Origin of the sequence: Corallococcus sp. AB018, from assembly GCF_003986945.1 — a bacterium.
GTDB classification, from domain to species: Bacteria; Myxococcota; Myxococcia; order Myxococcales; family Myxococcaceae; genus Corallococcus; species Corallococcus exiguus.
On record NZ_RAWR01000090.1, the window covers coordinates 1 to 20,412 of the forward strand.

At 69.8% G+C, this 20,412-nt stretch carries 18 protein-coding genes; 4 read left to right on the top strand and 14 right to left on the bottom strand.

All coding sequences use genetic code 11. From position 1 onward, the window contains the following. From D7Y11_RS20150 to D7Y11_RS20175, 6 genes are all read right to left on the bottom strand, one after another. A partial coding sequence (locus tag D7Y11_RS20150) for a biotin-dependent carboxyltransferase family protein (RefSeq protein ID WP_148139217.1) occupies positions 1-872 on the bottom strand: 872 nt, incomplete at its 3' end. 238 nt (positions 873-1,110) lie between these two features. Further along, positions 1,111-2,400 carry a LamB/YcsF family protein gene (locus D7Y11_RS20155; RefSeq protein ID WP_126934509.1) on the bottom strand — a complete coding sequence of 430 codons (1,290 nt, stop codon included), beginning with the start codon at positions 2,398-2,400 and terminating at the stop codon, positions 1,111-1,113. Positions 2,401-2,427: 27 nt separating this feature from the next. Further along, positions 2,428-3,120, bottom strand: a complete 693-nt coding sequence (locus tag D7Y11_RS20160) for a histidine phosphatase family protein (protein ID WP_126934510.1) — start codon at positions 3,118-3,120, stop codon at positions 2,428-2,430. A 1-nt stretch (position 3,121) separates the two neighbouring features. Further along, the gene (locus D7Y11_RS20165) at positions 3,122-4,201 is read right to left on the bottom strand and encodes a phosphotransferase family protein (RefSeq protein WP_120576114.1); all 1,080 of its coding nucleotides are present in this window, start codon (positions 4,199-4,201) and stop codon (positions 3,122-3,124) included. A 2-nt stretch (positions 4,202-4,203) separates the two neighbouring features. Then, positions 4,204-5,442, bottom strand: coding sequence for an acyl-CoA dehydrogenase family protein (locus D7Y11_RS20170; RefSeq protein ID WP_126934511.1), 1,239 nt, complete (start codon positions 5,440-5,442; stop codon positions 4,204-4,206). An 87-nt stretch (positions 5,443-5,529) separates the two neighbouring features. Next, a complete protein-coding gene (locus D7Y11_RS20175) occupies positions 5,530-6,267 on the bottom strand; it encodes a TetR/AcrR family transcriptional regulator (RefSeq protein WP_233607341.1) in 738 nt (245 codons plus the stop codon). Positions 6,268-6,400: 133 nt separating this feature from the next. Here D7Y11_RS20175 and D7Y11_RS20180 point away from each other — a divergent pair, with 133 nt between their 5' ends. Both D7Y11_RS20180 and D7Y11_RS20185 read left to right on the top strand, forming a co-directional pair. Next, positions 6,401-7,051 (top strand): hypothetical protein, encoded by a 651-nt coding sequence (locus tag D7Y11_RS20180; protein ID WP_126934513.1) that lies wholly within the window; start codon positions 6,401-6,403, stop codon positions 7,049-7,051. 58 nt (positions 7,052-7,109) lie between these two features. Continuing rightward, positions 7,110-8,249, top strand: coding sequence for an aminotransferase class V-fold PLP-dependent enzyme (locus tag D7Y11_RS20185; RefSeq protein ID WP_126934514.1), 1,140 nt, complete (start codon positions 7,110-7,112; stop codon positions 8,247-8,249). 31 nt (positions 8,250-8,280) lie between these two features. Here D7Y11_RS20185 and cysK read toward each other — a convergent pair whose 3' ends face one another. Together cysK and epsC are read right to left on the bottom strand one after the other, a co-directional pair. Next, positions 8,281-9,201 carry a cysteine synthase A gene (cysK, locus tag D7Y11_RS20190; protein ID WP_126934515.1) on the bottom strand — a complete coding sequence of 307 codons (921 nt, stop codon included), beginning with the start codon at positions 9,199-9,201 and terminating at the stop codon, positions 8,281-8,283. A gap of 45 nt (positions 9,202-9,246) precedes the next feature. Then, the gene (epsC, locus tag D7Y11_RS20195; RefSeq protein WP_120576108.1) at positions 9,247-10,092 is read right to left on the bottom strand and encodes a serine O-acetyltransferase EpsC; all 846 of its coding nucleotides are present in this window, start codon (positions 10,090-10,092) and stop codon (positions 9,247-9,249) included. A gap of 261 nt (positions 10,093-10,353) precedes the next feature. On the opposite strand from epsC, the gene D7Y11_RS20200 reads away from it, so the two are divergent. Then, the gene (locus tag D7Y11_RS20200) at positions 10,354-11,997 is read left to right on the top strand and encodes an AMP-binding protein (RefSeq protein WP_126934516.1); all 1,644 of its coding nucleotides are present in this window, start codon (positions 10,354-10,356) and stop codon (positions 11,995-11,997) included. Here D7Y11_RS20200 and D7Y11_RS20205 read toward each other — a convergent pair. The 6 genes from D7Y11_RS20205 to D7Y11_RS20230 form a co-directional block, all read right to left on the bottom strand. Beyond that, positions 11,984-12,457: a TfoX/Sxy family protein gene (locus D7Y11_RS20205; protein ID WP_126934517.1), complete on the bottom strand. Its 474-nt coding sequence runs from the start codon at positions 12,455-12,457 to the stop codon at positions 11,984-11,986. The two genes, D7Y11_RS20200 and D7Y11_RS20205, sit on opposite strands and share 14 nt — an antisense overlap. 71 nt (positions 12,458-12,528) lie before the next feature. Then, the gene (locus D7Y11_RS20210) at positions 12,529-13,473 is read right to left on the bottom strand and encodes a PAS domain-containing protein (RefSeq protein ID WP_233605037.1); all 945 of its coding nucleotides are present in this window, start codon (positions 13,471-13,473) and stop codon (positions 12,529-12,531) included. Between the two features lie 136 nt (positions 13,474-13,609). Then, positions 13,610-15,838 (bottom strand): DPP IV N-terminal domain-containing protein, encoded by a 2,229-nt coding sequence (locus tag D7Y11_RS20215; protein ID WP_126934518.1) that lies wholly within the window; start codon positions 15,836-15,838, stop codon positions 13,610-13,612. 34 nt (positions 15,839-15,872) lie between these two features. After that, positions 15,873-17,264: a PLP-dependent aminotransferase family protein gene (locus D7Y11_RS20220; protein WP_126934519.1), complete on the bottom strand. Its 1,392-nt coding sequence runs from the start codon at positions 17,262-17,264 to the stop codon at positions 15,873-15,875. 69 nt (positions 17,265-17,333) lie between these two features. Further along, positions 17,334-17,702 carry a DUF1629 domain-containing protein gene (locus D7Y11_RS45190; protein WP_306770448.1) on the bottom strand — a complete coding sequence of 123 codons (369 nt, stop codon included), beginning with the start codon at positions 17,700-17,702 and terminating at the stop codon, positions 17,334-17,336. A 265-nt stretch (positions 17,703-17,967) separates the two neighbouring features. Next, complete coding sequence (locus D7Y11_RS20230; RefSeq protein ID WP_120576098.1) at positions 17,968-19,284, bottom strand: putative sensor domain DACNV-containing protein; 1,317 nt, start codon at positions 19,282-19,284, stop codon at positions 17,968-17,970. 187 nt (positions 19,285-19,471) lie between these two features. Here D7Y11_RS20230 and D7Y11_RS20235 point away from each other — a divergent pair, with 187 nt between their 5' ends. Continuing rightward, positions 19,472-20,410, top strand: coding sequence for an amidohydrolase family protein (locus D7Y11_RS20235; RefSeq protein ID WP_120576097.1), 939 nt, complete (start codon positions 19,472-19,474; stop codon positions 20,408-20,410). Positions 20,411-20,412 lie beyond the last annotated feature (2 nt).

The window sequence follows — 20,412 nt, forward strand, 5'->3', positions numbered from 1 at the left end:
GGGTGGGTCCTCCAGGCGTCGCGAGCAACCTCCAGGGTCACGGCCTGGAAGCGAACGGAGGCGCCCGGACGACGGGCCCCCAGGCGGCCCCAGTCCGAGCGGATGACGGCGGCGATGAGGGGGTAGCCCCCGGTGGTGGGGTGGTCCGGGCCCATCACGATGGGCGTGCCGGAGAGGGTGACCTGGATAGCGCCGCGCACCATGGGGCGGCAAGTGCCCCCGCCCTCGTCTCCGTGGGGCACGGGAGGTCCGTCCATTCGCTGGCCCACGCGGTCGCTGGAGGGCGACACGGTGAAGGTGCTGCCCAGGAGCAGCGCGACGGCTGCGTCGCTGAAGCGGGACGCATCCGGGCCCAGGAGTACGCGCAACGGGGCGGCGGGGTCCAGGGCCTCCGTGAGACGTGACAGGTCAGCTTCGGACGGAGCGGGAACCGGCGTGGCGGGAGGTCCCAGCGGGAGCCGGTCGCCGGTGCGCAGGGGACGGCCTTCCCATCCGCCCAGGCGGGCCACCCACAGCGTGCCCTGGCCGCCAAGGACTTCGGGCACGGCGAGCGCGCCGTCCACGGCCACGTAGCGCACGGCGTGCTGGGTGGGCGCGGGCACGGTGAGCGTGGCTCCGTCCGCGAGGACGCTGGGGGCTTCGCCATCCACGGACACGCGCACGTCGCGGCCCCGGGCGCGCAGCTCCAGCCTGCCGAAGGCTTCCAGAGCTGCGGCTCCAGGTGCATTGCCCACCGCGCGGTTCGCCGCGACGAGCAGCTCCGGCACCCATGCGCCGCCGGGCGGCACGCCGTGATGCATGACGCCGGGCCGTCCACCGTCCTGCACGGTGGCGGGGGCGCCCAGGCCGACGATTTCGATACAGGCGCTCATGCCTCTTCACTCCGCGCGGTCATGCCCAGGCCCTGGGACACGGATGCTGTTCCCGTGGATGAGAAGGCGAGAGCCCGTGGCGGCTCCCCGGTGGCGGCAGACCGCACGAACCTGTCCGACAGTCGGACAAGTTTTGAAGCCCGCGGCTCCGCCTCGGATGAGGGGACCTCCTCCGACCGGACAGCGGAAACCTGTCCGACAGTCGGACAGGTTTGGGGCCGTGTCGGGCGGAACGTCGTCATGTATCCACCTGCTCGAAGCGCACGCGGGCTCCCAGTTGGAGTTCCGTGCCTCGCTTGGGGTCGAACGCGGTGAAGTCCATCGCGGTGCCCACGAGGTTCCAGCCTCCAGGCGACGCGAATGGATACACACCCGTGCGCTTCCCGGCGATGCCCACCGCGAGCGCCGGCACCCGCGTGCGCGGCACCGGCAGGCGGGGACACGCGATGCTCGGATCCACGTCCCCCAGGTACGCGAAGCCCGGGAGGAAGCCCACGCAGCGCACCCTGTACTCGCGTGCCGTGTGCCGCCGCACCACTTCCTCCACGGACAGGCCCGCGTGCGCGGCCACCTTCGCCAGGTCCTCGCCGTCGTAGCGCACGGGAATGCGGATGAGCGGATGCTCCACGTGCGTGACCGGTGCCACGCGCAGCCGCATCAGCACGAGCGCCGGGGACTCAGGCGGTGTCTCCGGGTCGAAGTACACGCAGGCATGGGACTCGGTGATGACCGCGTCCCGCACGCCCGGCAGCGCGGACAGGGCTGCGCGCGCCAGGCCCCGGTCCACGGCCTCCGGCAGCACCAGCCGCAGCGCGCTGTCTCCCAGCGGCTCCGGCGGCTGCTCCAGCGCGTCCAGCATCGCGCGCACCTCGCGGGCCAGCACCACGGCGCCCGGCGTGTCGCCGTGCACGCACAGCGTGTCCACCGTGCCGCCCGTGGCCAGACGCACCGTGTTCTCGCGCGCCTGCCCCACGTCCGTCAGCACCGCGCCGGGCTGGCCTCGCGGAATCAATGATCCGTCCGGCAACGTGCCCCGATCCGCGAAGCCCTCGCGCGCATACCCGAGCCCCGCCGCCCGCGCCGCGTCCCTCAACGCTCCAGTGCCGGGCCCCACGAACGTGACGCCCGTCCCCAGGGCCTCCACCACGCCGTCCACCACCGCGCGCGCCAGCTCCGGGGACTTGTTGGCCGCGTGGTACAGCGCTCCATGCGGCTTCGCATGCCGCACTGGCACGCCGCGCTCGCGGGCCAGCGTGGCCAGCTGTCCGCACTGCTCCGCCACCTGCGCGCGCAGCACCTCCGGTGCCACGTCCAGCGCCTTGCGCCCGAAGTTCTCCCGGTCCGCGTAGGACGGATGCGCGCCCGCCAGCGTGCCGTGGCGCTCGCACAGCTCCAGCGCCCGCCGCATGGACGCCGCATCCCCCGCGTGGCCTCCGCAGGCGATGTTCGCCAGGTGCGCGAGCGCGTAGAGCTGTTCGTCCTCCCCGGGCAGCTCCCCCAGGTCGATGTTGAGCAGGCACCGCGTCATGGGCTCACGCTACGCGAGCCCACCACCTCAGCGGTAGGTGATGAGCGCGCGGTGTTCGCCCTCGAAGTGTCCGTGCTCGTTGAGGGTGGACAGATACCGGCCCCGCTCGCTGTAGATGACCTTCGTGACTCCACAGTTCGCCAGCGTCCAGTTCGTCCGGAACGCGTGCTCGTCCGGGATGCCCAGCAGGTCCTGGCTGACGGCCGTGATGGGTCCGCCGGAAGTGAACACCAGCGCCGTCCTGGAGGGCCCCAGCGAGGCCACCAGCGCCGCCAATGCCTCCAGACAGCGCGCCTTGAACGCGCTCCACGACTCCCGGTACTCGCCGTCGTGCCCGCCCGCGACCCAGCGCCCCACGGCCTGGGTGAACAGGTCCTGGTACGCGCGGCGCGGGTCCTTCATCGCGGCCAGCTCCTCGCGCAGCACGGCGAAGTCCGCGTAGCGCGGCGTGTGCCGGTGCACGACCTCCTCGTGGTCGAACTCGTTGAACCCGGGTGTCCGCACGGGCTCCACCGGCTGGCCCAGCGCCTGGAGGCACGCGTCCGACGTCTCGCGGTGGCGCAGCATGGTGCCCGTCACCACGGCGTCCACCTTCGGCAGCCGCGTGCGCAGCGCTTCGCCCAGGACGCGCGCCTGCTGCACGCCCACGTCCGACAGCTTGTCGTAGTCCTTCGCGCCGAAGGACGCCTGACCGTGGCGGATGAGGTAGAGCGCGCCCATCTCAGCCCCCCGCCTTCTTGATGAGCTGCCGGCAGCGGTAGGCCAGGTAGTTGACGATGAGCCAGTAGTTCTTGAACGCCGGGTTGCGCGTCTGCTTGTGGTGGTAGCGGTAGTAGATCTGCTGCGCGATGACCGCGAGCCGGAACACGCCGTAGACCTCGTAGAAGGTCCAGTTGGCGGGCTTCAGGCCGGTGCGCTCCAGGTAGTACGCCACCACCTCCTCGCGCGTGAGCATGCCGGGCAGGTCCGTGGGCTGCCTTCGCGTCATGCGCAGGAAGGCGTCGTCATCCGCCTGGACCCAGTAGGCCAGCGTGTTGCCCAGGTCCATCAGCGGGTCGCCCAGCGTGGCCATCTCCCAGTCCAGCACCCCGATGACCTGCGTGGGGTCCTCCGGCTTGAGCACCACGTTGTCGAAGCGCCAGTCGTTGTGGATGACGCACGTCTTGATGTCCGGCGGCACGTGCGCGGCCAGCCACTCGCGCGTGTGCTTCATCCGGGGCACGTTCCAGGTGCGCGCCTTCTCGTAGCGGTCCGACCAGCCGGAAATCTGCCGCTGCGGATAGCCCGGCCCCTTGCCCAGCGACTGGAGGCCCACCGCCTGCGCATCCACGCCGTGCAGCGCGATGAGCTGATCCACCACGTTGAGGCACAGCTGGCGCGTGCGGGCCTTGTCCAGGTCCAGCCCCTTGGGCAGGTGCTTGCGCGGGATGAGGCCGGGGATGCGGTCCATCACGTAGAACTCCGCGCCCAGCACGGCCGGGTCCTGGCACAGCCCCACCATGGTGGGCACCACCGGGTACACGGGCTTGAGCGCCTGCTGCACCGTGTACTCGCGCGACATGTCGTGCGCGGACTTCGCCTTGGTGCCCGAGGGCGGCCTGCGCAGGATGAGGTCGCGGTTCTCGTACTTGAGCCGGTAGGTCCAGTTGGAGGCGCCGCCCGTGTATTGCGTCACCTCCGGCGTGCCCTGGAGCGAAGGCACCTGGGCCTTCAGCCACGCGTCCACCGCGGGCACGTCCAGCGCCTCGCCGGAGCGCACGGCCTTGCCCTCGTCCAGCGGGATGGAGACCGGAGCCGTCATGTTCAACCTCCCTTGCTGAAGCCGCGCTTCGCGAGCTCGATGCGGGTGATGACGCCCTTGTGCACTTCGTCCGGGCCGTCCGCGATGCGCAGGCTGCGCGCCTGGGCGAAGAAGCCCGCGAGTGGCGTGTCGCGCGACACACCCGCGCCGCCGTGCAACTGGATGGCGTCGTCCACCACCTTCTGGAGCACGTTGGGCGCCACGACCTTGATGGCTGAAATCTCCGTCATCGCCCCCATCGCGCCCACGTCGTCCAGCTTCCACGCCGCGTACAGCGTGAGCAGGCGCGCCTGGTCGATGGCGATGCGCGCCTCCGCCACGCGCTCGCGGTTGCCGCCCAGGTTGATGAGCGGCTTGCCGAACGCGGTGCGGTTCATGCCACGGTCGATCATCAACTCCAGCGCCCGCTCCGCCGCGCCGATGCAGCGCATGCAGTGGTGGATGCGGCCCGGGCCCAGGCGGCCCTGCGCGATTTCAAAGCCCATGCCCGGCCCGGAGATGAGCGCGGACACCGGCAGCCGCACGTTGTGGAAGTGCACCTCGCCGTGGCCGTGCGGGGCGTCATGGTCGCCGTACACGGGCAGCATGCGGATGATTTCGACGCCCGGCGCGTCCATGGGCACCAGGACCATGGAGTGCTGGTGGTGGCGATCCGCGCCCGCCTGCGACGTGCGGCCCATGAAGATGGCCACCTTCGCGTTGGGGTGTCCCAGGCCGCTGGACCACCACTTCTTGCCGTTGAGCACGACGTGGTCGCCGTCCACTTCGGCGGTGGCCTGCATGTTGGTGGCGTCCGACGACGCGGCGTCCGGCTCCGTCATGCAGAACACCGAGCGGATGTCGCCCGCGAGCAGCGGCTTCAACCACTGCTCCTGCTGCTCCGGCGAGCCGTAGCGCCAGAGCACCTCCATGTTGCCGGTGTCCGGGGCGCTGCAGTTGAAGACCTCCGGCGCCATGAAGCTGCGGCCCATGGCTTCCGCGAGCGGCGCGTACTCCAGCGTGCTCAGGCCCGCGCCCAGCTTCGCGTCCGGGAGGAAGAGGTTCCACAGCCCCGCGGCCTTCGCGCGGGCCTTGAGCTCCACCATCACCGGCGGCACCTTCCACTGGCGCCAATCCCCACCGGCCTCCATCGCGTGCAGGGCCCGGAGGTACTCGGCCTCCACCGGCTCGATGTGGTCAGCCATGAAGCGCTTCACGCGCTCCAGGTATTCGGTCGTCCTGGCGGAAGGCTGGAAGTCCATGCGGGGCATCCTGCGCCCCGCCGGGTTGGCGATGCCACTGAATGTTGAATGTCTGTTCTGGGGCTGGCGCTGGCCTGGCCGCTGCCTTCAGCGGCGGCGAGGGGCTGGCGCCTTGCGCGCGCGTGACGAGCGCGTTCCTCGTGGCGAGCGCGCTCCGCGACGGCCCTGGGCCTTCGGCTTGCGCGCGGGTGCGCGAGGCGGGGCGGGCTGCTCGATGCTCGCGAGCATGATCCGCCGCAGCAGCGCGTACACGGGCAGCGGGTCGAAGCTCTTGTCCAACTGGTGGTGCAGCGCGAGCCCGTCCACGCACGCCTTGATGATGACCGCGTAGTGCTGGTCCTCGGCGGTGGGGGCCGACTCGTGGCCCGTGCGCACGTGCGCCACGGTGCGGGCAATCTCCTCGTCGCCCTGGCCCAACAGCTGCGCGACGGCGGGCGTCAGCTCCCGGTTGCGCAGACCCAGCGCGAACAGCTCGTAACGCAACCGGCACGTTCCCGGCGCGTCCGTGGCCAGCTTCTCGCCCCAGGCGAAGGCCGTCTGCGCCAGCTCCTCCGCCGGAGTCTGCGCGCGCAGCCGCTCCAGCTCCGACAGGTACTGCCGGCTCGCCTCCTGGGTGACAGCCAGCAGCAGCGCGTCCTTGCTGCCGAAGTAGTAGTGCACCAGGCCCTGGTTCACCCCGGCCTCGCGCGCCACCTCCTTCACCGTGGCGGCGTCGTAGCCGCGCTCCCCCAACACGCGCTGGCCGGCGGCGATGAGGCGCGCCCGGGCGTCAGGCTCCGGAGCGGCGGGGGGAGGTGGCGTCTTGCCACGGCGGGGGGATGGCATCCCAGACCCATAGGGCACCGCCTCCCACCCCCGCAAGGGCGGCGACCGCTCGTCGGCTTGACATCCCGCGTTGCCGGTCTTAGTTAGTCGTGTGACTAAGTTAGTCGTCCGGCTAAACCGAAGGAGACGGGCCATGCGAGTCGAGTCCAAGCGGTCGATGCAGTGGGTGAAGGCTGTAGCGGTGGGTGCGGCGTTGGTGTCGGTGCCGGCGATGGCCCAGGACATGGCGTCCTCGTCCACGGGGCAGGAGCAGCAGCGGCGCGGGGCGTTCCTGCTGGAGCTGCAGCCGCCCGCGCTGGACGGCTCGCTGTACGGCATCCGGGCGGAGGTCGCGCCGTCGCGGGACTCTCGGTTCGCGTTCGGCCTCCTGGGTCGCGCGGGCGGGTGGAACCGGTCGCTGGGCGCGAAGGCGCGCTTCTCCAACGTGGGTGGCGCCGACGTGAAGCTCAACTTCGGCGTGGGCGTGGACAGCCGCTACACGCTGGCCTTCCTGGCGGACGGCACGGTGCGTCCGTTCGTGGGGATGACGCTAGGCCTGGAGGAGTTCGTCGCGCGCCCGGACGGCGCGACGATGCCGGACCGCAAGGACTACACGACGACGGCCTTCCTGGAGCCGACGCTGGGCGTGATGTGGCGGCCGGGCTCCGGGCGCGTGGGCCTGTCGGCGCGGGCGGGCCCGGGCTTCACCTTCACGGACGTGCGCGAACTCCAGGTGGGCTCCAGCAACCTGGGCCTGCGCACGGTGTACCCCACGGCGTCGCTGGGTCTGCTGGTCGTCCTGTAGTCGACGGGGCTGACGGAGCGTGACGTGAGCGGTGGCTGGATGGCTACACTCGCCACCCATGAGTGCCTCGTTCGAGTCCTACCGCGCCGAGTTCCCCGTCCTGAAGGAACAGCTCTACCTCAACCACGCCGGGGTCGCGCCCACCAGCACGCGTGCCGCCGCCGCGGTGAAGGCCTGGATGGACGACGTGGTGAATCACGGCGTCCTGAACGAGCGCGGCTGGGAGGCCCAGAGCGAGAAGGTGCGCGGGCTCGCGGCGCTCATCATCGGCGCGTCACCGGAAGAGGTCGCCTTCGTGCGCAACACCAGCCACGGACTGGGGCTGGTGGCGGAAGGGTTGGACTGGAAGCCCGGGGACGAGGTCGCCGTCGCGACGAGCCTCGAGTACCCGTCCAACGTCTACCCGTGGCTGCACCTCAAGACCCGGGGCGTGGAGGTCCGTGAGATTCCCACCCCGAATGGCGGCGTGACGCCGGAGGCCGTGGCGTCCGTGCTCACTCCGCGCACGCGGCTGGTGGCGGTGTCGTCGGTGCAGTTCGCCACCGGCCACCGCACGGACCTGGATGCGCTGGGCGAAGTGTGTGAGCGCAACGGCGTGCTCTTGTGCGTGGACGGCATCCAGAGCGTGGGCTGCATCCCCGTGGATGTGAAGAAGAGCCGCGTGCACTTCCTCAGCGCGGACAGCCACAAGTGGATGCTGGGCATCTCCGGCATCGGCTTCCTGTACGTGGCGAAGGACGTGCTGCCGCGCGTGCGGCCCGCGCTGGTGGGCTGGCGCAGCACCACGGACGCGTGGAACTTCAACCGCTCGCACTTCGAGCTGCGCGCGGACGCGGCGAAGTTCGAGGAGGGCAGCGCCGCGTACCCCGGCATCTACGCGATGGGCGCCGCATTGGAGTTGCTGCTGGAGGTGGGCACGGACGCCATCGGCGCGCGGATTGGCGAGCTGCTGGCCCGGCTGGACACGGGCCTGCGCAACCTGGGCTGCGACGTGGGCCCCGAGCCGAAGGACCGCGCGGGCATCCTCACCTTCCTGCCGCCGGGCGCGAACGTCCGGGCGCTCAGCGCGTACCTGGCGGAGAAGACGGTGTCCCACTCCGTCCGGCGCGGGCGCATCCGCCTGTCGCCGCACTTCTACAACACGCACGAGGAGATGGACCGGCTGGTGGAGCGGGTGCGCGCGTACCGGCCCGGGTGAGTTCCACCCGGACCGGAGGGCACGACGACGGCTACTGCGCGGGGAAGAGGTTCTCCACGGAGAGGTAGCGCTCGCCGGTGTCGTAGCAGAAGGCGAGCACGCGGCTGCCGTCCGGCATCTCCGCCAGCTTCTGGTTCACCGCGGACAGCGAGGCGCCGGAGGACACGCCCACGAAGATGCCCTCTTCGCGCGCGGAGCGGCGGGCGAACTCGAAGGCGTCCTTCTCATCCACCTGGATGGTGCCGTCGAGGGCCTCCGTGTGCAGGTTCTTCGGGATGAAGCCCGCGCCGATGCCCTGGATGGGGTGCGGGCCCGGCTGGCCGCCGCTGATGACAGGGGACTTCACCGGCTCCACCGCGAACACCTTCAGCTTGGGCCACTTCGCCTTGAGCACCTCGGCGCACGCGGTGATGTGGCCGCCGGTGCCCACGCCCGTGATGAGGTAGTCCAGCCCGTCCGGGAAGTCGTTCAGGATTTCCTGCGCGGTGGTGCGCTTGTGGACCTCGATGTTGGACTCGTTCTCGAACTGCTGCGGCATCCACGCGTTGGGCGTCTGCGAGACGAGCTCCTGGGCGCGGGCGATGGCGCCCTTCATTCCCTTGGCGCGCTCCGTCAGGTCGAACTGGGCACCGTAGGCGGCCAGCACGCGGCGGCGCTCGATGCTCATGGACTCCGGCATCACCAGGATGAGCTTGTAGCCCTTCACCGCGGCGACCATGGCCAGGCCGATGCCGGTGTTGCCGCTCGTCGGCTCGATGATGACGCTGCCTTCCTTGAGGATGCCCTTCTTCTCCGCGTCCTCAATCATGGCCAGGCCGATGCGGTCCTTGATGCTGCCGCCCGGGTTGGCGCGCTCCAGCTTCAGGTGCACCGTCACGCGCGACGGGTACAGCCGGTTGATGCGCACGTGCGGCGTGTTGCCAATGGTCTGCAGGATGTTGTCGACCTTCATGGCGTCTCCTGTGAATGGGGAACGGGCACTGCGTGGGAGGAAGACTCAAATCTGGTAGTCGAGGACGTCCAGGCCCTCTTCGCCGTGGCGCGCGCGCACCTCGCTGCGGCGGGTGACGACGGATTGGGCGGGCACGCTCTGCGTGAGCCACGCGTTGCCGGCGATGATGCTGCCCTTGCCCACCACCGTGCCGCCTCCGAGGATGGTGGCGTTGGCGTACACCACGACGTCGTCCTCGATGGTGGGGTGGCGCTTCCGGTCCGCCAGCGCCTTCTCCACCATCAATGCGCCCAGCGTGACGCCCTGGTAGAGCTTCACGTTGTCGCCAATCACCGTCGTCTCGCCGATGACCAAGCCCGTGCCGTGGTCGATGACGAACTTGCGGCCGATGGTGGCGCCCGGGTGGATGTCCACGCCGGTGCGCTGGTGGGCGTACTCGGTGAGCAGGCGCGGCAGCAGGGGGAAGTTCAGCCGGTGCAGCGCGTTCGCCACGCGGTAGATGGCGATGGCGTAGAAGCCCGGGTAGGTGAGGACGACTTCGTCCACGCTGCGCGCCGCGGGATCCGCTTCAAAGATGGCGCGCGCGTCCTGCTGGAGCCACTCATAGAGGTCCGGCAGCTTCGCCATGAAGCGCGAGGACATGCCCGCGTCCGAGACGGGGTAGTGCGGCGCGAGCAGCGACTGGATGCGCTGGAGGCTCGCCTCCACGGCGGTGACGTCCCGGCGCACGGCGGCGGCGTTGCACTCCAGCCGCTCCGCGAAGTGGGGGAAGAGCAACCCCAGCACCTGCGCGACGAACTCCGGCGCCGCCTTGCGCACGTCCGGGGGGAAGCAGTGGCGCTGCCGCGCCTCCAGCAGGGTGGCAACCAATCGGGCGTTCGGATCGTCCATGGGGCGTTGCGTCAGAATAGCGTGCCGTGACGGCGTTTTCTTTGTTTCCGCCGTCCGAAACGCTGATGGAGGCGGGATTGGTCTTTTCCCGGCATGCCGGGGCGTAACGGCTGGGGTGTGGACGTGGATGCCGTCGGCGGGAAAACGTCGCGGCTGTCCGGTCGTCCAGGGGGCAGGGCGCGGGGCGCCACGGTGGTTCACAGCGGATTCCGTTCCACGCCGGTGCTTGCCGACCCGAAGCACCCTGGGGACGATGAAGGGATGACGACCGCCCTGTCCTATGCCCACGGCACCAGCACCACCCCGCTGCTGGGGGAGACCATCGGTCAGAACCTGCGCCGCACCGTCGAGCGTTACGGCGACCGCGAGGCGCTGGTGGTGGCATCGCAGAACTACCGCGTCACCTGGCGGCAGTTCTGGGACGCGACGACGGCGGTGGCCAAGGGCCTGCTGGCGCTGGGCATCCAGAAGGGGGACCGGGTGGGGCTCTGGTCCCCCAACCGCTTCGAGTGGACCGTGTCGCAGTACGCGCTCGCGCGCACGGGCGCCATCCTGGTCAACCTGAACCCCGCCTACCGCACGTCGGAGCTGGAGTACGCGCTCAATCAGGCGGGCGTGAGCGTGCTGCTGCTGGCGAAGGGCTTCCGGCAGACGGACTACACCCAGATGCTGGCGGAGGTGCGGCCCCGGTGCGCGGGCCTGCGCGAGGCGCTGGTGCTGGACTCGGACTGGGACCGGCTGGTGAATGGCGGCGCGAACATGGGGGACGACGTGCTGGAGGCGCGGGAGTTGTCGCTCCAGTTCGATGACCCCATCAACATCCAGTACACGTCCGGCACCACGGGCTTCCCGAAGGGCGCGACGCTGTCCCACCACAACGTGCTCAACAACGGCTTCTTCGTGGGCGAGGTGTTGCGCTACGGGCCGGAGGACCGCGTGTGCATCCCGGTGCCCTTCTACCATTGCTTCGGCATGGTGATGGGCAACCTGGCCTGTACGTCGCACGGCTCGGCCATGGTGATTCCGGGCGAGGCGTTCGACCCGCTGGCGGTGCTCCAGACGGTGCAGGCCGAGCGCTGCACGTCGCTCTACGGCGTGCCCACGATGTTCATCGCGGAGTTGGACCATCCGCGCTTCGGCGAGTTCGACCTGCGCACGCTGCGCACCGGCATCATGGCGGGCTCGCCGTGTCCGGTGGAGGTGATGAAGCAGGTGCAGTCGCGGATGCACATGGAGGAGGTCACCATCTGCTACGGCATGACGGAGACGTCCCCGGTGTCCACGCAGAATCCGCTGGATGACACGCTGGAGAAGCGCGTGGCCACGGTGGGCCGCGTGCATCCGCACCTGGAGGTGAAGGTGGTGGATCCAGACTCGGGCGCGGTGGTGCCGCAGGGGCAGCCGGGGGAGCTGTGCACGCGCGGTTACAGCGTGATGCTCGGGTACTGGGAGAACGCGGCGGCCACGGCGGCGGCCATCGACCGGGCGGGGTGGATGCACACCGGTGACCTGGCGACCATGGACGGGGAGGGCTACGTCAAGATTGTCGGCCGCATCAAGGACATGATCATCCGGGGCGGCGAGAACGTGTACCCGCGCGAGGTGGAGGAGTTCCTCCACACGCACCCGGAGATTTCCGAAGCACAGGTCATCGGCGTGCCCAGCGTGAAGTACGGCGAGGAGGTGATGGCGTGGGTGCGCTTGAAGTCCGGCGCCTCGCTTACGGTGGAGGCGCTGACGGCCTTCTGCACCGGCCGCATCTCCACGTTCAAGATTCCCCGCCACTGGAAGCTCGTGGACAGCTTCCCGATGACCGTCACCGGCAAGGTGCAGAAGTTCCGCATGCGCGAGGTCTCCATCACCGAGCTGGGGCTCGGCGACGTGGCCAACATCAAGACCGCCTGACGGGCTTCTTCTTCGCGGCGGGCTTCTTCTTCGCGGCGGGCTTCTTGGCCGCCGGTGCCTTCTTCGAGGCAGGGGGCTTCTTGGCCGCCGGGGCCTTCTTCGCCGCCGGGGCTTTCTTCGCGGCCTTCTTCATCGCGGCGCGGTTGGCGGCGTCCACGGCGCGGCGGGCCCAGGGCAGCATCCGGCGGCCGTCGTCCTCGGCGTCCGCGGGCGGCGTCCAGTAGCTCATGGGCTGTTCCTTGCCGCGGCTCTGGTAGATGAAGGGTCGGCAGCCCTCGGCCTCGAAGTCGGGGCGGGTGACGTCGTCCGTCTTCAGGTAGAGCTGGCCCTGGATGATGAGGCCGAACATCCGGCCGCCGAAGTACAGGCCCCAGCCGCCGAACATCGAGCGGGCCTGCACCGGGCCGAGCGGTTTCAGCAGTTCGACCGTGTATTCCATGAAGCTGTCCGAGCGGGGCATGGGGCTCTCCTAGTCCAACGGCAGCTCGAAGTGGAAGGTGGCGTCGAGGCCGGGGCCCTCGTCGCGCAGACTCACCCGGACGTGGTGCCGCCGCCGCGGGACGTGAGGAGCCCCTGGAGCTCCTGGCGTGCGTGCAGGCTGTCCGCCTCGGCCTGCTTGCGGTCGCTGATGTCGAGCGCCGTTCCGACGAACTGGAGGGCGCGGCCTTCGGCGTCGAAGGTCACCTGTCCGCGGACCTCGATCCAGCGGCTGGGGTGCCCCTGGGCTTCCACCACACGGTGCTCCATGACGTAGCGGCCCTGCGTCCTGCCCGCGAGCGTGGCGGCGATGGCTTCGCTCATCGCCGCGCGCTCATCGAGGTGGACGCGGTCGAGCACCCGCTCCAGGCTGAACATCCCCGGTTCCGGGAGGCCGAACAGCTGGGCCATCCGCTCGTCTACCTGCATCTGGCCGCGACGCACGTCCAGCTCCCAGGTGCCCGCGCCGGAGGCCTCCACGACGCGGCGGAGCCGCTCCTGGCTGCGCTGCAAGGCCTGTTCTCCGAGCACCCGGGAGGTGGTCTCCGTGCAGACCACCAGCGTGCCGTGGACCTTCCCGTCGTCGTCGAATGCGGGGGAGTAGCTGTAGGTCCAGTAGACGTTCTCGATGCGGCCATTGCGGAAGATGGGGACGAGCTGATCCTCGTTCCAGCTGGGCCGCCCCTCGCGCATCGCGTCTTCCAGCTGTTGTCCGATGATGGGCCAGGCCTCCGGCCAGACCTCGGTGGCGGACTTCCCGAGCGCCTCAGGATGCTTCCCCCTGCCGAAGCTGGGCATGAAGGCGTCGTTGTAGAGCTGGACGAGCTGGGGGCCCCACATGAGGACCATGGGGTGCAGCGAATGGAGCAGGGTCCGCACGAGTGTCCGCAGAGAGACGGGCCAGCCCTCCACGGGACCGAGCGGCGTGGCCGCCCAGTCCTTCTCGAGCATCCGGGCGGCCATTTCTCCGGGCCCGCTGAACAGTTCGTCTGCCTTCACGTGGTCCGCCCCCGGTGCTCACCTACGGGAAGGCGTCATAGGTGAACGCTCCACCTGGGGGAAGCACCGGGCGTGGCTGTCGCTGGGGAACGGCCGACCTGCTGTCGGGGAGTGAATCACACGATGGTTGGTGTCCTCACCGGGGCTCGCCCAGTTCCCGCAGGAAGAACCGACGCACGTCGTCCCGGTAGTACCTGCCTTCGGGGCCGTGTCCCTCGCCCGGCATGATCAACAAGTCGAAGTGCTTGTTCGCGCGCACCAGTGCCTGGGCCATCCGCATCGTCGTGGACAGTGATGCGTTCACGTCACTCGTCCCGTGCATCAGCTTGAGCGCTCCCTGGAGCTTGTCCGCCAGGGCTTCGTTGGAGCCCGCCGCGTATCCCTCTGGATTGTCCGCCAGCAGGCCCATGTTCGGCTCGTTGATGACGGCCTCTTCCGTCAGGGCGCCTGGTGCTCCCGCGTAGCCTGCCTTGAAGAACGTCGGCGCCGTCAGCATGCCTCGCAGCGCGAAGTATCCGCCCCAGGAATGGCCGTGGATGCCCACCCGCTCCAGGTCCATGTAGGGCCGGCTGGCTCCTGCCTGCTTCAGCGCCGCGACGTGGTCTGGAATCTCCGTCTGGCCCACGCGGCCATGGTTCACGTCCTGGAAGGCCTTGCCCCGCCCTGGCGTGCCTCGCGCGTCCAGCACCATCACGATGAACCCGAGCTGCGCCAGCGAGTGCGCGATGATCGATTCAAGCGGGCCCACGTAGCTCCAGGGCACCACCGTCGTGAACGGCCCCGCGTAGATGACGTCGATGACCGGGTAGCGCTTCTTCGGATCGAAGTCCCTCGGCTTGTATAGCGCGCCGTACAGGGGCGTGACGCCGTCCGTGGCCTTGACCGTGATGCCTTCCGGCGGCGTGTAGTGCAGCTCCGCCAGGGCGCTCGTGTCTGACTTCGCGTAGCGGAAGGAGGGGCGCCCCTCCGTGGACACCACGTCCCAGACCCTGGGCTGCTCCCGTGTGGAGTGCCCATCCACGAAGTAGCCCGTGGAGGGGGCCAACACGGGCCGGTGGAGCCCGGGCTCGGGCGTCAGCCGCTTCAGTGCCCCGCCCGCGATTCGTGCCCGATACACCGACCGGTCATAGGGGGCTCCGGGCTCGGCGGACGCGGTGACGAAGAAGGCGTCTGACTTCGGTGTGATGCCCGCCACCATGTGGACCGGAAACGCGCCCTGGGTGAGTTGGCGCACGAGCCTGCCGGAATAGTCATACAGGTAGACGTGACGCCATCCATCGCGCTCGGACATCCAGAGGAAGTGCTGGTTGTCCGGCAGCGGCTTCACCTGCTGGGCCCATCCGCCCACCGAGAACTCCAGCGCCGCCACGAAGGTCTCCTTCCGCTCCTCCCTCAGCACGCGGCGCCGCTTACCCGTCACCGGCTCCACCGCCACCAGGTCCAGCCGCTTGCCATCCCGCGACAGCTGGAGCACCAGCGCCTCGCTGCCGTCCGGACGCCAGCCCGCGAACCAGTCGTAGCTCTCCACCGCGTCACCGGGCGCGGGCGTCACCTGCCCCGACTCCACCGAGGCGAAGTGCAGCTCCGAGCGCATCAGCGGAGTGCCCGTCTTGGAGTAGGGGACCCACGTCACCTTCTCCAGGGGAGTGCTGTAGTCGACCAGCGGAAGCCGGTGCATGCCCCGCATGTCGTCGCGCCAGACCGCGAGGAACCGGCCCTGGGGAGACCATGCACCTTCGGGCAGCCGCCAGGGCGAGTCCTCCGTGCCGGTGCGCTCCAGCCGGGTCGCGCCCTTCGCGTCCACCACGGCGAACCCCTCGTCCCGCTGTACCGCGACCGTCGCTCCGTCCGGCGACAGGCTGTTGCCGGGCACGAGCGACATCGCGACAGGATGCGTGGGTTCGAGTGCCACGAGCCGCTTGTCGGTGAATCCCAGGGAGAAGGCCCGGCCCTGGACGGTGAAGACGATTCCCTTCGCATCCGTGGTGAGCGTGAAGGGCATGACGACGGGCAACGTCATCGGCTTGCCGAACAGCTCCGTGAGCTGGGAGCGCAGCGATTCCGAATCCAGCAGGGGCTGCTGGGTGCGGCGCCGCGCATCCACCAGGACCCACGTGTCCCGGTAGGGCTCCACCCTGGACCAGTACACGAACCGGTCGCCCTCGGGCAGCCACCGGGGCGGCGTCAGGGTGTCCCGGATGCGGTCCGGCCAGCGGAGCGAGGCCTCCGAGAAGTCGAGCCGCGCCTGGAGGTCGTCCCCGGCTTCGGCTCCCACCGCTTGCCAGGGGACGGCGAGTCCCGCGAGGAGGAGCGCGAGGCGCGCACGCGACAGGAGACCACCACGGTGGAGCAGGGGAGGCATCATGGGCACTCTCTTCGGAACGAGGTGAAGGGAAACGTCAGGCCAGGCGTCGCGGTGCTGGGGACGTGGCGCCGAGCAGTTCGGCCAGCGTCTTCAATCCCCGCTCCAACTCCTCGCGGGAGCCGGCCGCGGCCAGCGACACCCGCAGCGCATTGGGCGCCTGACCCGGACGGGCCGCGAACAGGTGCGCCGGTCCGAGCAGCACGTCGCGCGCGGCGGCGGCTTCCACCAGCTCCGTGGCGCGGCGCTGTTCGGGGATGGGCATCCACAGGAAGTACGCGCTGGGGTGCGCGACATAGGGATGGCCCTTCAGCACCTTCGCCGCCAGGGATTGCCGGGCCGTGGCTTCGGAGCGTCGCGCGTCGCGCAGGGACTCGGCCGTGCCGTCCGTCACCCACTGCGTGGCCAGTTCATTCAGCAGGGGAGATCCTGACCAGACCGTCGCCGCGGCCGCGTGCTCCAGCGTCTGCCACGACGACCCCGGCGCCCGGATGTAGCCGACGCGCAGCGCGGGTAGCACCGCCTTGGACAGGCTGCCCAGGTGATAGGTCCGCTCGGGCGCGAGCGCGGCCAGGGGTGCGGGCGCCTTCGCCACGAGCGGGGCCAGCGCGCCGTTCTCGATGACGGTGACGTCGAACTTCCGGCACACCTCCACCAGCGCCTGCCGCCGCTTCAAGGGCATGACGACCGTGGTCGGGTTGTGGTTCGTGGGCGTGCAGTAGAGCACCCGCGCCTTGCTCCTCCGGCAGGCCTCCGCGAGCGCTGCGGGCACGAGTCCCTCCGCGTCGAGCGCCACCGGATGCGTAGGCAGCCGGAGCCACTCCGCGGCGGCGAGGACCCCGGGATAGGTGACGTCCTCCACCAGCAGTCCATCCGCGTTCGCGAGCAGGGACAACACCATCAGGGTCGCGTGTTGGGCCCCGCTGCTCACGATGACGTTCTCGCGCGTGGCAGGCACACCCGCGAGCTCCAGCCAGCGGGCCCCCGCCGCCCGCTGGGCCTCCGTGCCCGCATGGGCCTGATAGCCACTGAGCGCGCCCAGGTCCGCGCGTTCGCTCAGCCGCTGAAGCGCGGCGGCGAAGGCGAGGTGCCCCATATCGCCGGGGACAATGGGCACGGCCGTGGGCCCCAGGTCGATGCGCGTCCGGTCGAGCTGGGGCGAATAGCGGTCTCCGTCCCGCAGGTTCTTCACGAACGTCCCGTTGCCCACCTGGCTCCAGATGAGTCCCCGTCGTTCCGCTTCAGCGTAGGCCCGGGTCACAGTTCCCAGAGACGTCCCCAGCGTGCTCGCGAGCTCCCGGTGCGTGGGCAGCCGGTCCCCAGCGCGAAGCCGCCCCGCGCTGATGTCCGCCGCGAGCGCATCGACGAGCGCCCCGTACAGAGGGCCCTCGGAGCGTTTCAGGCGCGGTTTCCAGTTGGACTGGGACATAAGTCAGATTGTACCATGACAATCCGGATCGTGTGCCAGGCACATGGCGGGCTTCCACCGTTCGAGGCTCTACACTTCCGTGAAGTACATGCCGGTGGCGCCGGTGCGCTCCAGCGCTGTCTTTAAGTCCTCGGAGACGATGAGGGCCACGTGCAAGCCCCAGGGCCGGAAGATCTTCGCGTCACCCACCTTCGACTTGTCGATGCGCATGATGTCCACGGAGCGGTACTGACCGACCTTCTCCGGCCGTCCGTCCTTGGGCTCCCAGCGCCGGGCCTCCTCCGATGCACGCTCATCAATGCAGCGGAACATCCGGGTCGCCACGAGCATGCTGAATTGTTCGGGTTGTCCCGGGATGTCCACCGACAGGAACTGGACGTCGTTGGGCGCAAGCTCCGCGAAGAGCATGGCCAGTTTGACGTGAACGACCGGAGCCATGCACAGCCCTGCCATCGAGAAGTCACGAGGCTTTCCGGGCTCCATGAGGGGGATTCGAAGCGGCCCCGTTATTTCGACAGGCGTGCCTGCCCTGAGCCGCCAGGCGTCTTCGATCTCCACTCCGTTCTTGTCGACCGGATCATCCAGATACCAAAACCCCTCTTCGGGGTCGCCATGCAGCTCGAAGAAACGATTGGACATGGTGGGGAGCTCAACGTCCAGGGCGAGAGGTCAGCAGCACCAACCCAGCCGCTTCATTCCGGCCTCAGTCCTCCGTCAGCAGGAGGCTCCAGAGCAGCACCTTCTTCTTGCCGGGTGGCCGGTGCAGGCAGCGGAGCGGGCCGTCCTGGGATGCCACGAACACGATGGCTCCGGAGTGCTGATTCGCGAAGACGGCCGCGGCCCGGTGGCGCGAGCCGTGCTGGTGGATGGGGTAGTGCGGCCCGGGACGCCCCTGGAGCGTTCGCGCTTCGAAGACCTGCGGCGGGCCGCTTCTCGGGAGCGCAATCTGATACCCCGCGCAGAGCACCTCCAGCTCCGGCCCCAGCACCAGCGCGTTGTCCACCGCCGTGAACTGCCCGATGCTCTCCACCAGCGCCTGGAAGTCGCTCTCCGTCACCTTGTCGTCGTGCTCGGCCGCGGCCTTCTTCAACTCCGGATCCTCTTCCTCCTCCGCCGCCTTGCCGGCCTCCGCCTGCCAGGCGCCGTTGATGAGGTCCGCCCTCGCCTGCACGAAGCGCTGCAACCGCTGGCGCAACAACGAGCCCTGCTCCGGCGGCAGGACGTACTTGCCTCGCGCCCGGAAGCGCTCCACGTCGTGCTGCTTGGGCAGGAACGCGATGAGCCCTCCGTGATGCAGGCCCGCCATCCTCCGGATGAGCCCCTGCACCGCGTTGGACACGTACCACTCGCGGTTGCCGCCCATCAGCGGCTGCACCTTGGGCAGGGACTCCACCAGCGTGGCGCACATCTCCATCAGCGCCGCGCGCACCGCGCTGTCCTCGTGGAAGAGCAGGTCGTGCAACGCCACTCGACGGCCCGGCGGCACCGGCGCGCCCTGCTCGTAGCGGAACACCTCTCGCCCCTGCGTGCTCACCACCAGGTGGCCCGGCTCCGGCGCGTGCAGGATGAAGACGTCCTCCTCTCCCTCGGCGTGGAACTCCGTGTACTCCACCCGGCGCGCCAGCCCCTGGATGCGCAGCTTGCCGTCTCGCGGCCCTACCACCACCGCCGTGCGCGGCAGGTTCGCCGCGGGCGCCAGCTTCACCAGCGCCTCCACGCTGAAGTCGGTGATGCTCGATTTGGCCTCCAGCGGCAGCGTCTCCCACGCCTGCCGCTTGCCCTTCTGTCCGCCGATGTAGACCGTCTCTCGCACCGCCTGCAGGCCCTGCAACCCCTGCGCGTGATAGGCGATGCGCACGCGCGTGGCCTCGCCCTCCTCGCGGCCCAGGCTCGCGAAGAACACCGTGTCCGCCAGCACGACCAGCAGCTTCAGCGTCGGCTCGGCGAGCGGCGTCTTGGCGAACTGCCGGAGCCACCCTCGCAGGGCTTCTCCGGGATATTGCAGGCCGGGTTCATCCATCGGGCGGGCAGCATAATCACGGCGCCGTGTTTCCCGGTGGAAGTCGCTCGCGCGCCGCGATGCGGCGTTGGGTTCCCACCGTGCGCCCGGCCTGTAGCACCGACGTCACGACAGTCGCCGCCACGAAGGGTTGTCGCCACCCGGACGCGCTCCTAGGGTTTCCCTCTTCCCCCTGGAGACCTTCCTGATGCGCTCGCGTTGCCTGACCGCCGCCCTGCTCGCCCTCGCGCTGCCGCTGTCCGCCAGCGCGGCGCCCGCCGCCTCGCGCACCGTCGTCTTCCAGGGCGGCACGGTGCTGGATGGCTCCGGGGGGCAGCCGCTGGAGGGGGGCTCCGTGGTGGTGCGCGACGGGAAGATTGTTTCCGTGGGGCTCGCCATCAACGTCAAGGTGCCCAAGGGCGCGGAGGTCATCGACTTCAAGGGCCAGACGCTCCTGCCCGGCCTCATCTCCGACCACAGCCACGTGGGCCAGACGTCCGGCACCACCACGGGCTCCCAGAACTACACGCGGGAGAACGTCGAGAAGCAGCTGCGCCAGTTCGCCGCGTACGGCGTCACCACCGTGACGGCGCTCGGGATGAACCGGCCGCTGTTCAACGAGCTGCGCAAGGAGGCCCACGCGGACTCCTTCACCGGCGCGGACCTCTTCGGCGCGGGGCAGGGCATTGGCGTGCCGGAGGGCGGGCCTCCCCAGGCGATGACGAACAGCGCGCCGGATCAGCTCTTCCGCCCCACCACGGTGGAGGAGGCCCGCGCCGCCGTGCGCACGCTGGCGAAGAACCGCGTGGACCTGGTGAAGGTCTGGGTGGACACGTTCCTGGGCAAGCTCCCGAAGATGAAGCCGGACATCTACAAGGCCGTCATCGACGAGTCCCACAAGCAGGGCCTGCGCGTCGCCGCCCACATCCACGACCTGGAGGACGCGAAGGCCGTGGTGGACGCGGGCGTGGACATCATCGCCCACGGCGTCCGCGACCAGCCCGTGGACGCGGCCTTCGGCACGGACTCCGGCACCACCCCGCTGCGCATCCCCGGCTACGCGGAGCACCGCGAGCTGAACATCACCGGCGTGTGGCGCCAGGGTCGCAAGGTGGCGGGGAAGCTCACCGGGGCTCCCGCGCCCTGAGC

What these genes read in the sequence shown, in the direction of transcription:
- cysK (WP_126934515.1), bottom strand. Translation starts at nt 9,201, where the DNA reads ATGAAGGTCGACAACATCCTGCAGACCATTGGCAACACGCCGCACGTG.
- D7Y11_RS20165 (WP_120576114.1), bottom strand. Translation starts at nt 4,201, where the DNA reads ATGACGGCTCCGGTCTCCATCCCGCTGGACGAGGGCAAGGCCGTGCGC.
- D7Y11_RS45190 (WP_306770448.1), bottom strand. Translation starts at nt 17,702, where the DNA reads ATGGCTCCGGTCGTTCACGTCAAACTGGCCATGCTCTTCGCGGAGCTT.
- D7Y11_RS20160 (WP_126934510.1), bottom strand. Translation starts at nt 3,120, where the DNA reads ATGGGCGCGCTCTACCTCATCCGCCACGGTCAGGCGTCCTTCGGCGCG.
- D7Y11_RS20175 (WP_233607341.1), bottom strand. Translation starts at nt 6,267, where the DNA reads ATGCCATCCCCCCGCCGTGGCAAGACGCCACCTCCCCCCGCCGCTCCG.
- D7Y11_RS20180 (WP_126934513.1), top strand. Translation starts at nt 6,401, where the DNA reads ATGCGAGTCGAGTCCAAGCGGTCGATGCAGTGGGTGAAGGCTGTAGCG.
- D7Y11_RS20205 (WP_126934517.1), bottom strand. Translation starts at nt 12,457, where the DNA reads ATGCCCCGCTCGGACAGCTTCATGGAATACACGGTCGAACTGCTGAAA.
- D7Y11_RS20215 (WP_126934518.1), bottom strand. Translation starts at nt 15,838, where the DNA reads ATGATGCCTCCCCTGCTCCACCGTGGTGGTCTCCTGTCGCGTGCGCGC.
- D7Y11_RS20235 (WP_120576097.1), top strand. Translation starts at nt 19,472, where the DNA reads ATGCGCTCGCGTTGCCTGACCGCCGCCCTGCTCGCCCTCGCGCTGCCG.
- D7Y11_RS20230 (WP_120576098.1), bottom strand. Translation starts at nt 19,284, where the DNA reads ATGGATGAACCCGGCCTGCAATATCCCGGAGAAGCCCTGCGAGGGTGG.
- D7Y11_RS20200 (WP_126934516.1), top strand. Translation starts at nt 10,354, where the DNA reads ATGACGACCGCCCTGTCCTATGCCCACGGCACCAGCACCACCCCGCTG.
- epsC (WP_120576108.1), bottom strand. Translation starts at nt 10,092, where the DNA reads ATGGACGATCCGAACGCCCGATTGGTTGCCACCCTGCTGGAGGCGCGG.
- D7Y11_RS20185 (WP_126934514.1), top strand. Translation starts at nt 7,110, where the DNA reads ATGAGTGCCTCGTTCGAGTCCTACCGCGCCGAGTTCCCCGTCCTGAAG.
- D7Y11_RS20170 (WP_126934511.1), bottom strand. Translation starts at nt 5,442, where the DNA reads ATGGACTTCCAGCCTTCCGCCAGGACGACCGAATACCTGGAGCGCGTG.
- D7Y11_RS20220 (WP_126934519.1), bottom strand. Translation starts at nt 17,264, where the DNA reads ATGTCCCAGTCCAACTGGAAACCGCGCCTGAAACGCTCCGAGGGCCCT.
- D7Y11_RS20155 (WP_126934509.1), bottom strand. Translation starts at nt 2,400, where the DNA reads ATGACGCGGTGCCTGCTCAACATCGACCTGGGGGAGCTGCCCGGGGAG.